Source organism: Gemmatimonadaceae bacterium, assembly GCA_016720905.1.
In the GTDB taxonomy this organism is placed as follows: Bacteria; Gemmatimonadota; Gemmatimonadetes; order Gemmatimonadales; family Gemmatimonadaceae; genus Gemmatimonas.
The window spans coordinates 1-20,570 of the sequence record JADKJT010000038.1 but is presented as its reverse complement, the minus strand read 5'-3'; the positions used below and the strand labels follow the sequence as shown (position 1 = coordinate 20,570).

The window sequence follows — 20,570 nt, the reverse complement described above, 5'->3', positions numbered from 1 at the left end:
CCGCGCCCGCCGTCGGCTGGCGTCGCCTCGCGAGTTCCGCCAGTTTGTCCTCATGACCCAGACGCTGTTTCGACGACCGCTGCAGGTCGCGTTGTTCGTACTGTCAACCGCGGTTGCCGCCGCCTGCGGGAGCCGCGCCGACACGGCTCGCAGTGACTCGGCCAGTGGAGCCGCGGGTGCTCCCATCTCCGACTCTGCCGTCGGTCCAGGTACGCGAGAAGGCACGTGGCAGGGCACCGACGCGCACTCCACCTGGCGCGCGATTCTCGATGGTCCGTGGATCACCCAGATCGACGAGATCTCGCTGTTCACCGACAGTGCCCGCGCCACGCGCCAATTCCGCTTCGATTCGTCTGGCTTCCTGGCCACCGCGCGCGAAGAACGCCTGCAAACGCTATACGGTGACAAGGCCGCGCCGGACACGCTGCGCACCGTCATTGAGCTCGAATGGCAACGCGATTCGCTGTCGCGGTCGGCCAAGCGTGTGAACGGGGTCGACCGGCTGCTGCAACCCTTTGAAGTGGATAATCTCCGTGCACACGCCGACGACCTGCGTCGCGCGGCACGGACCGGCACCGTCCCACGCACTCCTGGAACCACGCCATGACGGACTTTGAAAAGCTGGGTGCCTTTTACCTGGGCAAGCGGTACGATCTCGCGTCGCGCGCGCGGCAGGACGACTTCGTGCTGTATGACGCGAAGGACCTGACGACGCATGCCGTCATCATCGGCATGACCGGCAGTGGCAAGACGGGACTCGGCATCGGGTTGCTGGAAGAAGCGTTGATTGACAAAGTGCCGGTCATTGCCATCGATCCCAAGGGCGATCTCGGCAATCTGGCGCTGCGCTTTCCTTCGCTGGCGGCGGCCGACTTCCGACCATGGGTCGATCCGCAGCAGGCCGCGAATGCCGGCGTGTCGCCCGACGAGTTTGCCCAGAAGCAAGCGACACTGTGGCGCGATGGGTTGGCCGGGTGGGGTGAGGATGGCGCGCGCATCCAGCGTCTCGTCGATGCGGCCGAGGTGACGATCTACACGCCGGGGAGCACCGCCGGTCGACCGCTGTCGTTGTTGCGCGCCTTTGTGGCGCCGCCGCCCGCCATTCGCGACGACAGTGAAGCGCTGCGAGAACGCGTCGACGCGACGGCCACCAGCGTGCTGGCGCTGCTGGGAATCGATGCCGATCCGATCTCCAGTCGTGAACACATCCTGCTGGCCAACTTGCTGGCCTCGGCCTGGAGCGACGGTCGCGATCTCGATCTGGCCGGCGTGATCGGTGGCATCCAATCACCGCCGTTCACGCAGGTGGGCGTGATGCCGCTGGACACGGTGTTCCCACCGAAGGATCGCATGGAGTTCGCGATGAAGCTCAACAATCTGCTGGCCGCGCCGGGCTTCCAGAATTGGCTCAAGGGCGAACCGCTGAACACCGCTGATTTGTTGTACGATGCCAACGGCAAGCCCAAGGGCTCGATCATTTCCATCGCGCATCTCAGCGACGCCGAACGCATGTTCTTCATGACCCTGCTGCTGGCCGACATTCTGGCGTGGGTGCGGGCGCAGCCGGGCACCGGTTCGCTGCGCGCGATCCTCTACATCGACGAACTGTTCGGGTACATGCCCCCGGTGGCTAACCCGCCCAGCAAGACGTTGCTGCTCACTTTGCTGAAGCAGGCGCGTGCCTACGGCCTCGGCGTGGTGCTGGCCACACAGAATCCGGTCGATCTCGACTATCGCGGTCTCTCCAATACAGGCACCTGGTTTATCGGACGCCTGCAGACCGAGCGCGACAAGATGCGGGTGATGGAAGGACTCGAAGGCGCTTCCGGCGGACAGCCCTTCGACCGCTCAGCGATGGAGCAGACCATCGCGGGGCTGGGCAAACGGGTCTTCCTGATGCACAGCGTTCACGAGCCGGCGCCCATCACGTTCGAGACGCGGTGGACGCTGTCGTATCTCGCCGGACCCATGACGCGCGAGCAGATCAAGCAATTGAGCGCGGCGTCCGGCGGTGGTGCCGCGACGGCCGCGTCCGGCGGAACGTCCGCGAATGCGTCATCCACAAGTGCTGCGCGCAGCAGCGTGTCGGCACACAGTGGCGGCAGCATGTCGTCGCTTGATGCGACACCGGCCTCACATGCGCCCGTGCTGCCACCGGACGTGCCGCAGTTCTTCATCCCGCCGCGTAGTCAGATGGACGCCATCAGCTACCACCCCGCCATCCTCGCGGTCGCCGACGTGTCGTTCGCCAGCGCGAAGTACGGCGTGACGGAACAGCGACGTGTCGTACTGCTCGGTTCGATGGATGACGGCCCGATCACGCTGGAATGGGACGGCGCCGAGCGGATCGATCTCGACCCCTCGGTATTGGAGCGCGGCCCACGCGATGGCGCCGTGTTTGGCGCGCTTCCCAAGGCGGCCGCCAGCGCCAAGAGCTACGCCGCGTGGAGCAAGGCGTTTCAGAAGTGGGTCGTCACCAACGAACAGGTGGAGCTGCTGCAGAGCGCCGCGCTCAAACGCACGTCAAACGTCGGGGAAACCGAGCGCGACTTCCGTATTCGCCTGCAGGTACAGTCGCGCGAGGGGCGAGACGCAAAGGTGGAAACGTTGCGCGGAAAGTATGCGACGAAACTCTCGGCGCTGCAGGAGCGGATTCGCCGCGCGGAACAGGCCGTGGCGCGGGAGCAGTCGCAGGCCAGTCAGGCCAAGGTGGACACGGTGATCTCGGTTGGCAGCGCCATTCTTGGTGCGATGTTCGGACGCGGAAAGATTGGCGTCGGCACGGTCAGCAAGGTGGGAACGGCGGCACGTGGCATGGGCCGCGCGGCGCAACAAAGCAGCGATGTGTCGCGCGCCAATGAGAGCGTGCAGGCCTTGCAACAGCAGTACGCCGATCTCGAGGCGCAGCTTCAAGGGGAGATTGACGCGCTCGGCGCGTCCTACGACGCGCAGTCGGAAACGCTGGACCGGTTGCCGATCAAGGCCAAGAGCGGCGACGTGCACGTGCAGCTGGTGGCGCTGGCGTGGGTGCCGTACGGGAGGGACAGCGCCGGCGTGACGACAGCCGCGTGGCGGTGAAGACGGGAGAAAGGAGACGGGAGACGGGAGACGTCCAGTTGGCCGGCGTCTCCCGTCTCCCGTCTGCAGTCTTCTGTCTTGCCCCACCCTACCAGACTTGAATAATCCACGCCACGACAAAAGTGATGGTCGCGGCAATCCCACCTTGGGCGATCGCGGCACGATCAAGGCGAAGCGCGTGAACTCGGGCACTGCGACGACGGGTTTCGTCATGCATGGGCGGCTCCGGTTGGGCCCTTGAAAGGGCGCGGGCACGGCGGCGGGAACGGCGACCCGGCAGCGAGTCTTCTGTGCGACTACACAGACAACTGAAACGTCACATTCGGCGTCACATCAGCCCGCGGGCCTTGGCTTTGGCCTGACTGTTCAAAGTCCAGTCAAACGGGGTTTCCCGAATGAATACCCGTCCCTTCATCATCAGGTCCTTGTCGGCGCCGTCGAACCACGGGGCCAGCGCGCGGCTCAGGTCCTGTGTGGTCGGGCCAAAGTCCGTGCGGTAAGCGGTCAGGATGGGGCTCAGAAACAACACGCGTCGCTCGAACCGGTTCTTGGCGGGTGACTCCCGGAGGAACCGTCGGCTTTGATCGTTGAGCTGATCGACCAGACGCGCGCCGGTATACGCTTCACTGCGCAGCGGCGGGCAACCCATGGCCGCGCACACCAGCGCAAAGTGAATGCGCGGCTCGCCAAACTCCTTGCGGATGATGCCATGATTGACGTCATCCAGCGTCAGCCGCCGTCCCGCCGCGCGGACGATGGGTTCGCTCCAGGGGCCCTTGAGTTGCAGCACGCCCAGTGCCTTGTTGATGTGGCGGATCGATTCGGTCTCATGGTGCGTGACGATGAGCTGAATCGTGAAGGCGTTGTACACGTTGAGCCAGAACGCCAGCCGTTCGTCCTCGTCAAGCGTTTCCGGTCGTACCCGATCGAGCGACGCCAGGTATTGCGCGAATTCCGGCGCACGGGCGAATGCGTCATAGTCGACATACCCGTTGACCACGTGCTGTTGCAGGAGAACGTCGAAGCGCCGGTGGTCCACGGGAGTTTGTGCGGGCGCCGGCCTTGCTGCGGCAAGCATCAGGGCGACCAATCCCATCGCGGCGGGCACCAGACCGCGCAGGCGCGACCACGTGTGCCAACCCGATGACCGCGCATTAGATATCAGCACGCGCGACTCCGACCCTCTGCAGCGTTGTTCATGGCTCCCCTTTGGTTGCTCGGCACCTGGCGCCTCATGCGCGCCGATCCCACGCTCGACTTCGCACCGGGCGTCCGCATGGAGTTTCTCCGTGACGGACAGATGCGTTACCACGTCGATGTTGGCGGCAAGGATCAGATTATCGCGCTGCTCTATCGGGTGGAAGGCGACCTGCTGCACACCGACAATCCTGCGGCACCCCACGCCATGACCGTGCGCATCGTGCACGGCGAGGGCGATGTACTCCTGCTGGACTTCGCCGGCGCTCAGGCGATGCTCGTGCGAGAACACTACGACGGCGTGTTCAACACGTAACCTCCCCGCTCCCTTCCTGCCAATGCGTTCGTTGTTGCTGCGGTATCCCCTGCTGGCCTGGGTCGCGCCCTTTGCCGTCTTCATGGCCCTGCTGGCCGCCGCTCCACTGCTGCCGTTTGGACAGCCGTGGGAGTCAATCCTCCGCGTCACGGTGCTGGTCACCGTCCTCGTGGTCGCCTCCGGATCCATCATCCGCACGCTGCGCGTACAACACGCGCTCGGCAGTGTAGCGCTTGGATTGGCGGTGTGCGCGCTGTGGGTTGCACCAGACCTGCTGGTGCCGGGTTGGCGGAGTCACTGGCTATTCCAGAACGGTCTGACCGGAACGCTCACCAACTCCATTGCGCCGGCCGATCTGGCCAATCCCCTGGTGGTGACGTTGCGCGTCGTGCGCGCCGCCTTGCTGGTGCCGATTCTTGAGGAGTTGTTCTGGCGCGGATGGTTGCCCCGCTGGATCGTCAACCCCGATTGGCAATCCGTGCCGTTGGGGCGCTACACCGCGACGGCGTTTCTGATCTCTTCGGTGCTCTTCGCCGTCGAGCACGGCCCCTATTGGGAAGTCGGTCTGGTGTGCGGCCTGGTCTACAACTGGTGGTTCTGGCGCACCAAATCGCTCGGTGACATCGTACTGGTGCACGCCGTCACGAATGGTGCGCTGTCTGCGTTCGTGTTTGCGACCGGGAAGTACGAATACTGGATGTAGCGAAAGGCCTCAGCGACCGCCGTACACGACCGGTGAGATGCCCTGCCGAATGTCTTTCGCGCCAGCCGCAACCCCGGAGCCCACTGCAAGCGCCGCAGTAAGCGCTGTTCCAAGGCCGACCAGCGGCAACACGGGGACAATCAGCGCACCCAGAAGAAACGCCGCGCCACCTGCAGCCCACGGCACGATGGCCTTCTGCACGGCATCAACATAGCGGAGCCGGTTACGCACGAAACGGCGCGCGGCGCCATGCAGCACGATGGCGACGGCCGATGCGATGGCGAATGACAGAATGAACGCGATCATGAGAAAGTCCTCCGACAGTTACAGGGGGCGGTGCGAGGCCGCGTCTGCATGACGGAGGCACCGCGCATCTGTATGCCCTAACGTGACGACGGGACGGAGGTTTCAGCCCCGTCCCGTGGTGTTGCACCACGCCAGGGCAATGCTGTGTCGTTCTGCCACGGATGGAACAAGGGAACCATGGAACCTACGGGCGCTTCGGCATCTCCATCTTGCTGAAGTCCGCCGGGATGCGGAACAGTGTATCGCTCACGCGACGCTTCTGGATTCTGGTCACCTCAAGTGCCACCGACCCGTCTGACAGCGTGACCTTGAGCGGGAAACCACCCTCGGATGCCAGCTGACGCTGCCACGGCGTCAATCGCGCGCCCGCGAGTCCCGACACGGGATTGACGTATGGTCCCAATGCCTTGGTCAGGCACATATCGGTCTTCTGCGGACCGGTGGCCCCGTTGGACTCGACGAGCACATGCTCACACTCGTAGCCCGCGATCGTTTCCTTCCGTCCGGATCTGGAAATCGTTGTCGCGCCGGCCGACTCGGCCACCGAGCCCGCCGCATCCCCGGCGGACATCTCCATGTACGCGCGCTGTGTCGCCAGCACTGCATACGTTTTCCCTTCCGTCGCGAGCGCGAGAATGGACACCGCGCCGGCAGGCGACATCATGTTGATGCGCACGTTGCCGCCGCGGCTCAGGTACTCTACCGAGTCGGCGGTGGCCGGACCATTGCGGCCGCCGGCCACGACACGAATCATGATCGCGCCTTCAAACGACTGCGCACCGATCGTCAGCGGGGTGACACACCCCACAAACGCGGCAAGGCGGCGCCACCGAATCCCGTTCAGCATGCGTCGGTCGTCCCGGTCAGGCGATGCCGGTACGCATCGCGCGCAGCACCAACTCCGCGAAACGATCGATTTCCTCGAGCGTGGTATACACGTTGGGCGTCACACGGATGCCGCTGAACTCGGCGTGCGTGATCGGCGTTTGCACGACGCGATGCTGTCCCATCAGCCAGTTGCCCAGCTTGGAGGGATCGAGCCCGTCCACGTTGAAGAAACCGATGCCACCGCCCATGGGCGAATCCATCGGCGTCAGGATCTTCACCCGTCCCTTGCCTTCGGCCAGCAGGCGCTTGGCCCAGCGATCGCGCAGATACGTCAAACGAGCGAACTTCCGTCCCGCGCCGAGCGCGCGATGGAAGGTGAGCGCGACGCCGATGGCATTGTGATTGGCCGCCGGATGCGTGCCGATTTCCTCGAACTTGCGGACATCGTTGTCCTGCGCCGGTGTGGCGGCCATCAAGGGCCAGATGCTCTTCTGCTTCGCCTTGCGCACATACAGGAAGCCCGTGCCGATGGGCGCCAGCAGCCACTTGTGCAGACTGGTGCCGTAGTAGTCCGCCCCCAGATCGTCGCGCGTGAACGGAAACTGTGCAAACGCATGCGCCCCATCGATGAACACTTCGATATTCTTGGCGCGCGCCATCGCCACGATCTCCTTCACCGGCAGGATCTGGCCGGTGAGGTTCGTGATGTGCGTAATCTCCATCACCCGCGTGCGAGGGGTGATGGCGGCGGCGAAACGGTCGACGATGGCTTGCGCGGATGTCGAGGGAACGGGAAAGGAGATTTCCTTCACCACAATGCCTTCGCGCCGCTCGCGCTGACGCCAGGCGTTCAGCATGCGTCCGTAGTTCTGGTTGCTGACAATCACCTCGTCACCGGCCTTGAGGTCGATACCGAAGATGAGCGTCTCCAGTGCCTCGGACGCGTTGCGGGTGATCGCCATTTCCTCGATGTCACAACCGAACTCGAGCGCCAGTTCGCGGCGGACCACCTCGATGCGTGGCTCGAGATCGCGCCACATCTGGATGACCGGCAACTCGTTCGAGTACTTGATATCGCGGATCATCTGATCGAGCACATGGGTGGGCGCCGGCGAGCACCCCCCATTGTTCAGGTTGATCCACGTGCGATCGAGGTCGAACGCCCGTTGGACGGGCTCCCAGAAGTCCTCGTCGGCCGCGAAGGCGGCGTCCTGCGCGGGGTTCCCTCGCCACGCGGGGGCGTTGGGATCGAAAAGCATGGCCCCCCGGCTCTTCGCGACGTCGACTGCGTCCAGTAACCGGCGCATCGCCCCGGGGGCGAAGGTCGGCGGCAGAACGGAGGAAAGGCCGGGGAGGGCGGAGGCCCCGGCCAGCGCGGAAACGAAATGGCGTCTGTCCATAGCGGCAAAACATGCGCCACGGGGAGTCGTCCCGGAAGCGTGGCGGGAGAACGTTCTTGCCCGTAACGTCCCCACGTGCCCACCCTTTCTGTTTTTTCCCCTGTGGCGTCCCTGCGTCGAGCCGGTTGGTCCGCGCTCCGCCGTCCGCTGCTGCTCTCCAGCCTCTCGATAGGCGTACTGGCCGGTTGCACGCAGCCGCTGACCCTCGTACCCAGCGATGCCGATCGCGTGTTGGCCCATCGGACCATCACCGCCCCCAACCCCGGCGTCCCGGGCTCGCTCGCAGTGCGGAAACTGTACTATGGCGCTGCCGGCAATTCGCGGCGGCCCGAATTCCGCGATTCGGCCACCTACCGCACCGGGACGGTTGATGCCTCGCCCTTCGCCCGCATGGAGCCGGCGCAGGCCAAGTCGCGCAAGAAGTACTGGGGCTACGACAACACGAAGTTCCCGCTCAATGCGCGGGTCTGGTATCCCGACGGCGACGGTCCCTTCCCGCTGGTGCTGGTGGTGCACGGCAACCACAGCATGGAGGAGTATTCCGATCCAGGGTATCAGTGGCTGGGCGAACTCCTCGCCTCCCGCGGATTCATCCTGGCGTCCATTGACGAGAACTTCCTCAACGGCGGCATTCGCGGCGAGAACGATGCGCGCGGCTGGATGCTGCTCAAGCATCTCGAGGTGTTCCGCGCCCTGAACGACTCGGCGGGGAAGCCGCTCCATCACAAGATCGACATGACGCGCATCGCCCTCATGGGTCATTCGCGTGGCGGTGAAGCCGTGGCCGTGGCCGGCGCGTTCAATCGCCTGCCGTACTATCCCGATGACGCGAACCAGAAGTTCGATTTCAATTTCGACATCAAGGGCCTCGTCGCCATCGCCCCCGTGGACGGGCAGTACCTGCCCACCGAACGCCCCACGCCGCTGTCCGACTACAGCTACCTCGTCATCCACGGTTCGCACGATGGTGACGTGTCGACGTTCCAGGGGCTGATGCAGTACAATCGCATCAAGTACACGAAGCCCGGACCGCAGTTCAAGAGCGCCATCTTCATGTACCGTGCCAACCACGGGCAATGGAACACCGTCTGGAACAACAAGGACAACGGGTTCTTTTCCGACCGCAGTCTGCAGTTGAAGGCGCTCATTCCGGGCGAGCAGCAACGCCAGTTCGGACGCGTGGTGATCAGTGGATTCCTGGAAACCGTGCTGCGCGACCGCACCGAGTATCAGGTGATGTTTCGCGACCACCGCGCCGCCGGCGACTGGTTGCCGCCCACGATGTACATGAACCGCTACGGCGATGCGAACACGAAGTATCTGGCCACCTTCGAAGAGGATGTCGACCTCACCACCGGAACTGCGCCCGGCGTGCGGATTGCAGCTGAGTCACTCTCCACCTGGAAGGAGAACGACGTGCCCGTGCGTTCACGCGGTTCGACGTTTCGCAGCAATGTCGTGACGCTGGGCTGGAACAACACGCCCGTGGGCAAGGACACGACGACGCCGCGCACCCCGGCGCGCGTGAGCTTCACTGTGCCGGATTCACTCCGTGCGGCATGGCACCCTGACGCCTCCAGCGCCCTGCTCCTTACCGTTGGCGCAACCACGCAGACACCGGGGCCGCGCAAACTGCCCAGGGACACCACCAAGCGTGACAGCACCGCCAGCAAGGACAGCACTGGCAAACCGGCAGCCAAGAAGAAGGCGCCGCCAAAGCCCAAGCCAACACCCAAGGACACCACCAAGCACCCGACCGATGTCAGCGTGGAGTTGGAAGATGCCGCGGGGCATACCGTGCGCCTGCCGTTGTCGGATTTCGGCGCGGTGCGCATTCCGTTGGACGCGTACATCTATCGCCGACGCGGCCGCGACAAGACGCAGTTCCCCACGCTGTCCGAGCCGGTGATGCAGACTTATGTGCTGCCCACGGCGTCATTCACCAAGGCCAACGCCACGTTCGATCCGGGCACGCTGCGGACGATTCGACTGGTGTTCGATCGCGCGAAAGTCGGCGCCATTCTGCTGGATGATGTGGGGTTAACGACCCTGAAGACTCCGTAGCGACCTAAAGCAGGTTGTCACCGCACTCCAGGGATCCTAGAACACTTGCGTAAACGTACAACTGCCTTGCGAAGCCCAAACGCGCGTTCTGGAAATGCTCACCGTGTCCTCTGGTGAAGGTCTGCCAGTGGTCACGACGACCTCAGCGTCCAGCTGTTTTGATCCAGCAATACCTTTAAAAGCTGCGAACAACGGGTCCGACAATCACAGGGAGAACGTGTCGACCGGAAGCTGGCCATCGACTAGGGTGTTGTTTTGCTGGTCGCGGCGTTCGTGAAACTCGACCCACCAGCTCCGTTCACCGCGCGAACACGGTACGTATAGCTGGTACCAGCCAGCAGCCCGGAGTTTTGGTAGCTCGTCATATTCGCCCCGACACTGGCGATCTCCGTGAACGAGGTACACCCGGGACCCGTACAGCGGTCGATGCGGAAAGAGGTCTCGTTGTTAGCGGTGTCGGTCCACGACAGGTTGATTTGCGTGCGCGACACTGTTGTGATGACGAGGGCAGTAGGCGCCGCCGGCTTTCCGGCGCTCACGCTGGTCGATGCGGAGTTCGATGGGCTCGAGCACCCGCCACCGCTTCGACACGCCGCAACGCGGTAACTGTAGCTGACACCGACGGCCACCGTCCGGTCCGTGAAGCTGGCGATATTGTTGCCCACCGAGCCGATTTCCGCAAAATTGGTGCAGGCGGCTCCTTCGCAGCGCACGATGCGGTAGGTCTCTTCGTTCAACGCATTGTCGGTCCAGGTCAGATCAATACGTCCGCTGCTGCACTGGCCACCAGAACAACTCGATAGTGCGTTGAGGCCACTTGGCGCCGCAGGCGGCGGTGCTACAGTGACGATGGTCGTGATGTTGGAGTACCCGGAGCGACTGCCGGCATTGGTCGCGCGCACCCGGTAGGAGTAGCTGGTGGATGTGGCAAGGGTGACGTTCTGGTACGCGCTGATGTTGGCGCCCACCGAATCGATCTGAGCAAAACTGCTGCAGCCCGCACCGGCGCAACGCTCTACGAGAAACCCTGTTTCCGTGGTCGCTGCATCCACCCACGACAAGGCGGCCACGGCGCTGGAGCTCAGACTAGCGGTAAGTCCACTCGGTGCCGTGGGAGGCAATGCCGTGGTCACGATGGTCGCGACGTTGGAATAGTTTGAGCGACCGCCGGCATTGGTCGCACGCACTCGGTAGGAATAGCTGGTGGATGCCGCGAGGCCACCGTTCTGGTACGCGTTGATATTGGCGCTCACCGAATCGATCTGCGCAAAACCGCTGCCGCCGGCACCGGCACAGCGCTCAACGAGGTAACCCCGTTCGGTTGACGCGACGTCCGTCCACGACAACTCGGCCTTGAAGTTCACGCTCCAACTGGCCGTGAGACCGTTGGGCGCCAGCGGTGCTGCCGGCGCTACCGTTGCCTGCGTATCCAGACAGTGATCACCAGGGTCGGTGACTGCTTGCGGCGCGCTCACAAACGTCCAGTAACCGCCCATTTCGCCAACACCCACATGGCCCACGGCGGACATGAGCAGACTGCGATGCGACGTCGGATCCGGCGACATGCTGTTCAACCACATCTCGGCAATCGTTACACCATCCGAAGTCACCATGGAGGCTGCAACTTCAGTAGTGCCGGTGCCGGTCGTGGCACCTTGCCGTTTGATGCGATCCGAGAACATAGGGCCGGTGAAGAACGTGCTGGTTGAGGCATTCAACTCTTGGATGTGCGTAAGCAGAGCGGTGCGTGCCATGTAGATGCTGTGCGAATCCGCCGCCACAATCAGTCGTCGGTCCGCAAAGAGCGCCGGAAGGCCCGAGGGATTCGCGGCGGTGGGCTTGCCGCGTTCGAAGTTAATACGTTCGAGCACCGCGCTCCGTTTGCATGGCGAGGCGGCACGGAATGATGGTGTGATCCGTGTCGCTGTGTTGACCGTAAACGAGTCCGATTCCTGAAATCCCCACGCAGCCGATGGACCAGAGACGCCAGCCGACGTTTCCAGCGTCCATCCCGTGAAGTAGTGGTAGGCGGCGCGCTCAGCCTTGACCCAAATCATTCGACCGCATGCGCCTGTGGCTCCGCCTTTCGTCACCGATGCCGTACCGCCGACTGAGGCGTTCACCGTAACATCGCACGTCTGACTGCGGAGAGTCGAGACAGGCACCCCAAGGATCGCAACCAGAAAGATGACGGACACTTTGTGCATGATCTCAGCCACTGATGAGAGGACACTGCGAACAGGTGGAGGAAAACGGGTCTGCGCTGCGTTCAAGCGGTGCACCAAGAAACTGAAACGTCTGTCTTAAGGACAGGTTACGCGACTATTACAAGACTCTCACGAATGCATGATGTTTTGAAAACACGCCGTTGGCACCTACACGACGGCTTGTGGCTATCGCGCTCCTGTGAGGATAAATGGCGCCCAGAAATAGGGATTCGCCCACTTCGGGTCCCGTCGCAGCGCACGCTTCGCATCACGAAGTGCTCGTGTGTAGTCGACGGCGCTGCCGCCTTGCTCCGCCGCCGCTATCGTACGGAAAAATCCACCCATCAAGTCCGCAGTCGATCGATCGTCAACGGCCCACTGACTCGCGATCACGCGTCGTGCACCGGCGGCCAGGAAACCACGCGACAGCGCGAACACACCCTCGCTGTCGATCGTGGAACCGACATTCGTGGCGCACGCCGACAATACCGCGAGTTCTGCTTCCGGCAATCGCAGCTGGTAGATCTCGTGCAGCTGCAGAAATCCATCGTCACTGGCCGTGGCCGTCGCTGGCGGCGTCAGGGCCAGTGCCGCGAACAGCGCTCCGCGGCTTTCGTCGACAAGTCCGTGAGTGGCCAGATGAATGAAGCGCGTGCCAAGGAGGGCCGGGCGAAGATTGGCCTCCGTCGCCTCGCGACCTTGCAGCGCAACCACTCCGCCCGATGACGGCGACACGCCAAACGCTGCTCGGATGGCGTCCGTTTCCGATGCCGTGCCGGGAAGTGGCGCCAGAATGCCGCCGCCGTCGACAAAACTGGATCGCGTGACTGGCGATGCTCCACGCGCATCAACCACCAACTTGACGGAATCGGTCCGTGCCGTGGCACCCACCAGTGACGAGGATGACGTAGCACCATCAAAGATGGGCGCCGAAAGGCTCACCACCGCTTTGTGACCGGCGGCCGCAACAACCCGAGCCCTCGGTCGCTGTTCGAGATTGTACAAAGTGGTGGCCGATGCCGCGTAGCGAATGGCCGGGCCGTCATCCAACCAATAGCGCGTCTCCGCATCCGTGGAGCCCACCGTCACGACAAGTGCCTCGAACGGCAACTGGTAGAGCCCGCGACCCGGTATGAGTACCACCTGCTCGACACCACGAATCCGATTCCAGACTGAATCCGGCATGAGAATGCGCCGCAGCGCATGTAGCTGCTGCACGGACGAGCGCGCAGCTGCCGCGCTCACCGCGCCGCGCGGTGCCTGCCCTAACACAGCGGCGATTCCTGCTGCACCACCTGCCTTGGGCGCGCCGAGTGCCTGCTCGAGTGCGGCAACGGTGAGAGCACCCGGTCGCACGCCGAGCGTACTCGCGTCGGCAGCAGTGACTTGCAAGTTGACCACCGAAGGCGCACCGACGGCTGGCACGAGGAAGAGGAAGCTGCGCTCCTCACCGATCTGGTACAGCGCCAGTAGGCTGCGCTGAGGCACCAGGCCCCGCTGGATCGTGGCGAGTGGGACCGGTTGACCACCCGACGTAATCAGGTCACGCCACAATGCACTGGCGTTCTTGATATCGTCGTACACTGAGCGTACGTCACGTTCGGCAGCGCGAAGCGAATCGGTGGCGACGGCGCTCTGACGGTTCCGTTCGTCCTGGAGTATGTCCGTGCGCGCCGCGAGCCGAGTGACGCGTTCCTGATACTCGGCCAACCGCGCCCGGGCGTTCGACTCACGGGCTTCGAGGGGAATGCGCACGTCCGACGGTATGCTCTGACGCAGATCGATCTTGCCGGCGGCCAGTTGATCGAGCAGGACTCGGGCCCGACCCCGTTCGGCGTATTCGAGCGCCGCGCCAACATCACGCGACTCAAGCCTCCACGTGATCATTAACTCAAAAAGTTCAGTATATCGGCCAAAGAAGATCGCGCGGGTTTCCTCGCTACCGCCAACCTGCGGACGTAGTTCCTCAACCGAACGGATCGCCTCAGCGAGATCGGTGAGGGCCCGCGCGCGATCGCCACTCGCCTTGCGGATCCGCGCTCTCCACGAGTACGCCCGGATTCGTTCGATGGGGTTGAAAGTGCCGGTAGGGGCAGCGTCAAAGATGGTGACGGCCCTGTTGAGCCGTGTCAACGCACTCACCGCCGCCCGCCTCGCCTGAAAAGCACTCCGCGCAACGTCGACCAAAGCTGAAGCGGTTCGTGGGCTCGTTGGACCGAAAGTCAGCTCTCGAGCGGCTAGCGCACGCAGATAGATCGGTTCGGCCTCCGAAAATCGGCCCTGTACCATGTACACGTCGGCGATGGTGTATTGCTTGTCTATTGCATCCTTCGCATTACGACCGACGGAGATGGCCCGGCGAAAAGTGGATTCCGCTTCAGCGTACCGTCGCCGGTTGATCAGCATGTAGCCGAGGCTGAAAAGGGCCGGCTGCAATTCCGGATGGTCGCGACCCAGCGCCCTCTCTTCGATGGCAAGCGCACGGCGCAGCAGCGGCTCCGCCTCGTCAAATCGGCGCTGCAGTGCGTATAAGTGACCGAGGTTGCCCAGCGTCGTCGCAGACGCTAAGTGCTCTCGGCCGTCGGCCTTCTCCTTTATCTCAAGAGCCCGACGAAAAAGTGGCTCCGCCTCGGCGTAGCGAGCCTGACCAACCAACAGTAACCCCAAGTTGTTGAGGTTCTCCGCAACGACTCGATGTTCAGCTCCGAACCGATTCTCGCGAATTGCGAGACTCCGCCGGAATAGCGGCTCAGCCTCACCGCTACGCGCCGAACGCCAAAACAGCACGCCAAGGTCATTCAGACTTCCTGCCACTTCGGGATGTTCGAGTCCAAGCGCCTTCTCCTTGATGCTAAGAGCACGTCGGTGCAGACGCTCGGCGTCAGCATATCGTCCTTGAGAGCCCAGAAGAATGGCAAGATTCTGAAGGGTATAGCTCCCGGAGATGTGGTCAGGGCCAACGGTGGCTTCCCACATAGCCATTGCGCTACGCTGGATCGACTCGGCCTCGGCATAGCGGCCCTGCAAGTACAGGTTCCAGCCGAGTGCCGCGAGACAGTAGGCCACGTTGGTATCGGGACCGCGGTTCGCCTTTTCAAACGCGGCCAGTGCACGACGTCGCTGCAATTCCGCGTCGGTATAGCGTCCCTGGCGTTCGAACATGCCCGCAAGGTCAGTCACCAATCGTGCAACGTCGAGGTGGTCTGCGCCAAGCTCTTTCTCGCGCATTGAAATCAACCGCGCGTAAAGCGGCGCCGCCTCATCCGCGCGTCCTTGCTCCTTGTACAGGAACGCGAGGTTGAAGAGGGGCGTATACGTGCGTCCGTTGTCGATGCCGAACGTCCGCTCGGCGATAGCCACTGCCAGACGCAGCGTGGAGTCGGCATCGACGTACCCACGGCGCCGAATGAGCACCGCGCCCAGATTGGCCAACGTAAGGATGTTGTCGCGATGCTCGCGGCCCAGTAGCCTCTGGCTCATCGCGAGCGACCCGCGGTACAGCGAATCAGCCAGTGGCAGGCGCGACCGCTCACTGAGACTCGCTAACTGGTTCAGACTTCTTGCGACGGCGAGGTTCTCGGGTCCGAGTTGCTCTTGTCGAATGGTGAGTGCGCGAAGTGCAAGCGATTCCGCCTCCGCGTAACGCGCCCTGCCCGCCAGGAGCTGAGCAAGTTCCTGCAGGGTCGCGGCGACTTCCACATCACTGACCCCCAACGCGGACTCGCGGAGTTCGAGCGCACGGCGGAGGAGCGTCACCGACACGCTGTCGCGCGGCAGCCGCGCGAGTCGCGTCGCGAGATCGTTGATGCTATCGGCAGCGCTTACGGCGCGATCAGCGTCGGTCGGCGCGCGACGGATCGCCCAGCGGAGCTCGTACGATGCGGTATTCGCGCCATCGGTGAGTCCGATTTCCAGCGCCCACTGCCCTGCGGCCTCTGCGATCCAACGCACTGAACGCTTACCCTGAGCGATTCGCACTGGATCGAGCACACGTCGCACCACGCCGTCCGGCGTGAGTATTCGCATTCGCAGATGATCGCCCTTTGGCAATAGCTCGACCTCGACATACTCACCCTTCATTGCGACAAGCCCCCACGCGTGGGGCGACGGCGACGCGAGTGTGCCGCGAACGGTCTGGCCCAGCGAGACGACTCCCTGCGTCACGGGCGCGACCATGCGCGACTCCTGCGCCTCGACCGTGACGCGCGTGGTCAACGGCGTTGCGATGCACAGCACCGCGCACGGAATCAGCGTGCGCACCATCATGGATTCGCCTCGACGCGACATATCACTTGCTCGGCTGGTGGCTACCCTCGACGGTTCCCACGGACACCTGGGCTGCGGCGGTCAGCCCTGCCGCGTGTGCGACAATGGCCGCGAATCCGGGTCCCACTGCGGTAACGAGACCGTTCGCGGAGACGGTCGCGACCGCAGTGTTGCTGCTGGACCAGATCGCCGGGAGCGCGAAGTCGCTGCCGAGGTTGTCGGTCGCAACGGCGGTGGCTTGGATCTGCTGTCCCAGAGTGAGGTTGGGATCCGCGATCGACACCGCCAAGGAGACGACGACAGGTCCGCCCGTCGTCGTGCAGTAGTTCCGAGGCGCCGGCTGCCAGAACACCGGCGATGGCGCGACGGGACCGACGCCCAGCTTGTTGCGCGGCCCGTCGAGGACAATGCGCACCTGATCAAACAGGTTAGAGCCGATGACGGCGCTGAACCTGGCCCCGCCGTCGAGGATTGCATTCTGCTGCCAGCAGACGTTTGCGCTGTTGACGACGTACGCGCCGCCGGCAGCGACCGCCGTGATCGCATCCAGCACATAGCCGTTGCTGGTACCGCCAAGACAATTGAACGAGCCGCCGCCAGCCACCAGATGCAGCATTCCCGCGATCTGGTCGCCGACGATGGTAATGTTTGTCCCCGTATCGAACAGGTATGGCAGGGTTGGTGCTGTTACCGGATCAGCATCAGATACGAAATAGCCCTGGTGGCGGAAGGCGAGGTTCGTGAGCACGAAACGCTCGCCCGGTGGTCCAACTCGGGCCAGGTCGAGTTCGAACGAACTGGCCGGAACGGACGCGGAACCCGCCGGATAGAAGGTGATGTCGGGCGCCGTGATGGAATTGAACTTGACGAATCCAGGAAGCCCGCTGTTGGCGGCGCTCGTGAGTTCATGTGCGACACCGCCCGCGTCGGTGAATCGGTAGAAGTTCCACCCCGATCTCGTCACGCTCCGCGTGTAGTCCAAGCTGGCCACGATGCTGCGAGCGACCGGCATGCCGATGAGTGTCACGTTAAGGTTGGCGTCCTCAGTTGCAGGCTGGACGTCGATATCGGTGAGTTCAACTTGCGCGTTGCCAGAGCCGATCGGTGCCCCGAGGGTGACCGGATCAACGGCGCCTAGTCCGTTGAGTCGTACCGAGCGGTGACCGGGCCGGTGACGTTCAGAATGCCAGCGTCAGAGCCAAAGAAGTTGCCGTCGGTGATTCTGTTGGGAAGCTGGCAGCGCAGCCCACCGTTCGGATCGGTGTACGGCGGTACGACGATGTCGTACGGTCGCTCGCTATTGAGGTACACGACACCGGTTCCGGTATCGAAGAGGGCAAAGAGGAAGCCAAAACCGCTGACCGGTGCGAGCGGGTAGATGTCGGTGCCCGTCTGATTATCTGCCAGCGCGTACGTGATGATCGGCAGCGGGCCGAATCGTCGTCCCGCGCCATTCGCGGTCACGATGGCGCCCGCCGATGACACCGTGATCGTGACGTCAACGAAGCGCAGGGTGAGACTCCCGTCGTCACGTACGACAACCCTCGCCGTAAATGTGCCAGGGAAGAGTGCGTTCGGCTTCACCGCCATGGTGAGCGTACCTGCGAGCCCCGCGGATCGATGGTGGTCCGATCGACCTGCACGTCGAGCCATCCGGTCACCAGCGGCGCGTAAGTTACGCTGACCGGCGCAAGCGTCAACGCTCGGCCACCGGTGTTGGTAATCGTCGCCGTCTGCGCAGCGGGCAACGCGCCGCCACGCGTCATGGAGAACGCGGCCGTGCTCCGATCGAGTGTCACAGTCCCCGGCATCGAAAAACGCGCGGTAACCTCGCGATCCTGATCCATCACCAACTGACAGCGCGGGTTCGTCGTGCATGAGAACCCGGTGCCCGTACCCGTCCACTCTTCGAAGCGTGCATCAGGCGTCAGCGGGCTTGCCACGAGCTCAAGCGCGGTTCCTGCCGTCTCATTTCGCGTGCACGGAGACTCCTGATATGTACAGGGATCAGGCGGCACGTCACTCTCGACGCGCACCTCGCCAACGCCGCCGGATACATGCACAGTCAAGTCCAGGCCGGTCCCGAGCACGCCCCACGTGCTGAAGCCCGTGATAGGCGCGCTCACGACATGGTTGATCTGGTCGTGCGTCGATCCCGGGATCGGCACCCACGCGCCGTTCACCACCTTGTGCAAGCGTGGATACTCGCCGCTCGGCAATGCCGCGGCATCGTACTTGATTGAGAGCGTGGCCGGCGGATCGAACGAGGCGCCTGCGGGGCCGAGATCAAGGGGTTCCGTCGAGAAGTCGCGCGTCAATCGGAACCTCAGTCGATGGAGCGACCGTTACGCCGATCGGGTCCGGCCCGGACCGGAATGGTGAGCGTGACCCGACCTTCCTGCGCGCTGACCGTGCCGCCCGCGGTGCCCACAACAAACACGGCTCCCCGTTCGATACGGAACTTGATGGGCAGCGTGCTGCCGTTGACCACCGCAACAAAGCGTGCACTTTCGGTGGCCTTCTTCTCGGCGCCCGAGTCGATCACATCAACATCCACCTGCCCCAACACAGTGCCCGCCACCTTTACGTGAATCCGGTAGTTGACGGCACTGCTGACTCTTGGTTGCCTCGTCTGCCAATTGACGTGGTACGACTCATTCGACAGATCGACCCGCAGTCGAGCCGGCCCCGCACCATCCATCGTGAACACAATGGGGAAGCCGGCGGGTTGTGCGGTCGCGCACTCGGCACCGGTGAGTGCGCACACTTCAACACGCGGTTGCAACGACCCATCGAACTTGCCTTCGTCGAATCCGGCTACGCCGTGCGGATCCGGCGCCATCGGCGGCAAGAAGAAGAAGTCTTGGTTGGCCGTCGTCTGTTCTTGCGCGGCCATCTGCGTGGTCGGCACTGGTGTGCGAAGATCCGGGGCGGCCAACTCATCGCGGCACGCGACGAGCAACAGGACAGCCATCGCGGCGGAGGTCACCAAAAGTGCAGCGTGACGCATCTCGAGCTCCTGTGAGGTACGCCCTCACATGAGTCAATGTCTTGTCGGAGATCACTCGGAGTCGACGCTGCCGATCCGACGGTCGGCATGGGCACTCACTTCCTATCTCGCCAAAAACGATACCGTTCCGAGGGTGCGTTGTCGAGAACGCCAGTACTTCCGTGCGAGCTCAGGCATTCGTCCGGCTTAGCATCCACGAGACCAAATGCATCGCATTGGGCATGCGACACGTGCTGCCTTACCCCGAATTCTGCTGCGACAAAGCAAGGCCAGGGCAGCCGCCGGCAACACGCCTAAATTGAGATTTCGCACCGCGCTTCACCTCGGGTGTACCGAGTCGACCGGACAGATTCACCTCGAGGCCCCTTTTGGCAAAGCGCGAGGTAGCGGCGCAGGAACGGCGTCAATGACGTACACGCGCGCTGCTTCGCTAGAATCGGATTCGACGCCTTGTCCGCGAGGTAGGCACGCCGGATCGCGTCCAGCGTCTGAAGGTCGCTTGCAGATGGAGTCGCTGCGGGACAGACGACGAAGGAGTCAACGACTGCCTTGGAGACTGTGGTCCCGAACGCAATCAAGTCACCATCCGCGTCGTCGTCAGGGGCCGCCACCGGGGATCCCACCGATTCCTTGACCCACGCTGGAGTCATGGCGGCTGGTTTGGAGTCGCACAGGGTAAGCGTAACGGCACTGGAGACCTTCGCGGCTCCCAGTACCTGGAATGCTGCAGTCTCGCGACTCGCAGACCACTTGGGCGATCCGCTCCCACTGAGGGAAGGAAGGGACCATTCATCGGTCCAGGAAAACCACGCCGCCTTCACCCTGATGCGCACGCCCCCTTTCAGCGATGCTGACGCAATTTCAGCATTTGCCGTATTGAGCGCCCCGGGTCTCACAAAGATGCCGTTTGGAAGGCCTGACGGGCTCATGATGCTCTTCCATGTGGTATCCTCTTGATGGTGAAACACCGCTGTCCCAGTTCCTGCGGCAAACGCGCTCAATCTCACTTTGCCGAATGGGAAGTCAAAGGACGTCGCGTGGGGTGCGATATCAAAGTCGAGTTCCCACGAGCTACTCAAGTCTAGCGACTTCCAGAACGATCTTGGCTGCAGATACCAGTCCCAGTCGCTCCAGTCCCCAACGTTGTGCAGTAGCACCTTCTGGGAGCTCCCGGAGACGGGAAAGTCGCCCTGTT

The 20,570-nt window shown here is 63.3% G+C and carries 15 protein-coding genes; 5 read left to right on the top strand and 10 right to left on the bottom strand.

Annotation, left to right across the window (positions count from 1 at the left end):
• The first annotated feature begins 52 nt into the window (after window positions 1-52).
• On the top strand, window positions 53-607 hold the full coding sequence (locus tag IPP90_23550; protein MBL0173607.1) for a hypothetical protein: 555 nt from the start codon (window positions 53-55) through the stop codon (window positions 605-607).
• Entirely contained in the window at window positions 604-3,078 is a 2,475-nt protein-coding gene (locus tag IPP90_23545; GenBank protein ID MBL0173606.1) for a DUF87 domain-containing protein, read from the top strand. The genes IPP90_23550 and IPP90_23545 overlap by 4 nt, the downstream gene beginning before the upstream one ends.
• Window positions 3,079-3,406: 328 nt before the next feature.
• Here the strand turns inward: IPP90_23545 and IPP90_23540 are convergent, their stop codons facing one another.
• The gene (locus IPP90_23540; protein MBL0173605.1) at window positions 3,407-4,156 is read right to left on the bottom strand and encodes a DUF547 domain-containing protein; all 750 of its coding nucleotides are present in this window, start codon (window positions 4,154-4,156) and stop codon (window positions 3,407-3,409) included.
• 120 nt (window positions 4,157-4,276) lie between these two features.
• Between IPP90_23540 and IPP90_23535 the strand changes: the two genes are divergently transcribed.
• Entirely contained in the window at window positions 4,277-4,591 is a 315-nt protein-coding gene (locus IPP90_23535; GenBank protein ID MBL0173604.1) for a hypothetical protein, read from the top strand.
• A 22-nt stretch (window positions 4,592-4,613) separates the two neighbouring features.
• Window positions 4,614-5,294 (top strand): CAAX prenyl protease-related protein, encoded by a 681-nt coding sequence (locus tag IPP90_23530; GenBank protein ID MBL0173603.1) that lies wholly within the window; start codon window positions 4,614-4,616, stop codon window positions 5,292-5,294.
• Between the two features lie 9 nt (window positions 5,295-5,303).
• Here the strand turns inward: IPP90_23530 and IPP90_23525 are convergent, their stop codons facing one another.
• The 3 genes from IPP90_23525 to IPP90_23515 form a co-directional block, all read right to left on the bottom strand.
• A complete protein-coding gene (locus tag IPP90_23525) occupies window positions 5,304-5,600 on the bottom strand; it encodes a hypothetical protein (protein MBL0173602.1) in 297 nt (98 codons plus the stop codon).
• Between the two features lie 184 nt (window positions 5,601-5,784).
• Window positions 5,785-6,447 carry a DUF4412 domain-containing protein gene (locus IPP90_23520; protein MBL0173601.1) on the bottom strand — a complete coding sequence of 221 codons (663 nt, stop codon included), beginning with the start codon at window positions 6,445-6,447 and terminating at the stop codon, window positions 5,785-5,787.
• A 16-nt stretch (window positions 6,448-6,463) separates the two neighbouring features.
• Window positions 6,464-7,687 (bottom strand): aminotransferase class V-fold PLP-dependent enzyme, encoded by a 1,224-nt coding sequence (locus tag IPP90_23515; GenBank protein MBL0173600.1) that lies wholly within the window; start codon window positions 7,685-7,687, stop codon window positions 6,464-6,466.
• Window positions 7,688-7,930: 243 nt separating this feature from the next.
• Here IPP90_23515 and IPP90_23510 point away from each other — a divergent pair, with 243 nt between their 5' ends.
• The gene (locus IPP90_23510; GenBank protein MBL0173599.1) at window positions 7,931-9,892 is read left to right on the top strand and encodes a hypothetical protein; all 1,962 of its coding nucleotides are present in this window, start codon (window positions 7,931-7,933) and stop codon (window positions 9,890-9,892) included.
• 242 nt (window positions 9,893-10,134) lie between these two features.
• On the opposite strand, the gene IPP90_23505 is transcribed toward IPP90_23510, so the two are convergent.
• The 6 genes from IPP90_23505 to IPP90_23480 all read right to left on the bottom strand — a co-directional run bounded on the left by IPP90_23505 (window position 10,135) and on the right by IPP90_23480 (window position 19,375).
• Complete coding sequence (locus IPP90_23505; protein MBL0173598.1) at window positions 10,135-11,949, bottom strand: fibronectin type III domain-containing protein; 1,815 nt, start codon at window positions 11,947-11,949, stop codon at window positions 10,135-10,137.
• A gap of 336 nt (window positions 11,950-12,285) precedes the next feature.
• Complete coding sequence (locus IPP90_23500; protein MBL0173597.1) at window positions 12,286-16,386, bottom strand: CHAT domain-containing protein; 4,101 nt, start codon at window positions 16,384-16,386, stop codon at window positions 12,286-12,288.
• 1 nt (window position 16,387) lies between these two features.
• On the bottom strand, window positions 16,388-17,392 hold the full coding sequence (locus tag IPP90_23495) for an Ig-like domain-containing protein (GenBank protein MBL0173596.1): 1,005 nt from the start codon (window positions 17,390-17,392) through the stop codon (window positions 16,388-16,390).
• 107 nt (window positions 17,393-17,499) lie between these two features.
• A complete protein-coding gene (locus IPP90_23490) occupies window positions 17,500-17,955 on the bottom strand; it encodes a hypothetical protein (GenBank protein MBL0173595.1) in 456 nt (151 codons plus the stop codon).
• On the bottom strand, window positions 17,946-18,683 hold the full coding sequence (locus IPP90_23485) for a hypothetical protein (GenBank protein MBL0173594.1): 738 nt from the start codon (window positions 18,681-18,683) through the stop codon (window positions 17,946-17,948). Before IPP90_23485 ends, IPP90_23490 begins: the two co-directional genes overlap by 10 nt.
• 8 nt (window positions 18,684-18,691) lie before the next feature.
• Window positions 18,692-19,375 (bottom strand): hypothetical protein, encoded by a 684-nt coding sequence (locus IPP90_23480; GenBank protein MBL0173593.1) that lies wholly within the window; start codon window positions 19,373-19,375, stop codon window positions 18,692-18,694.
• Window positions 19,376-20,570: the final 1,195 nt, after the last annotated feature.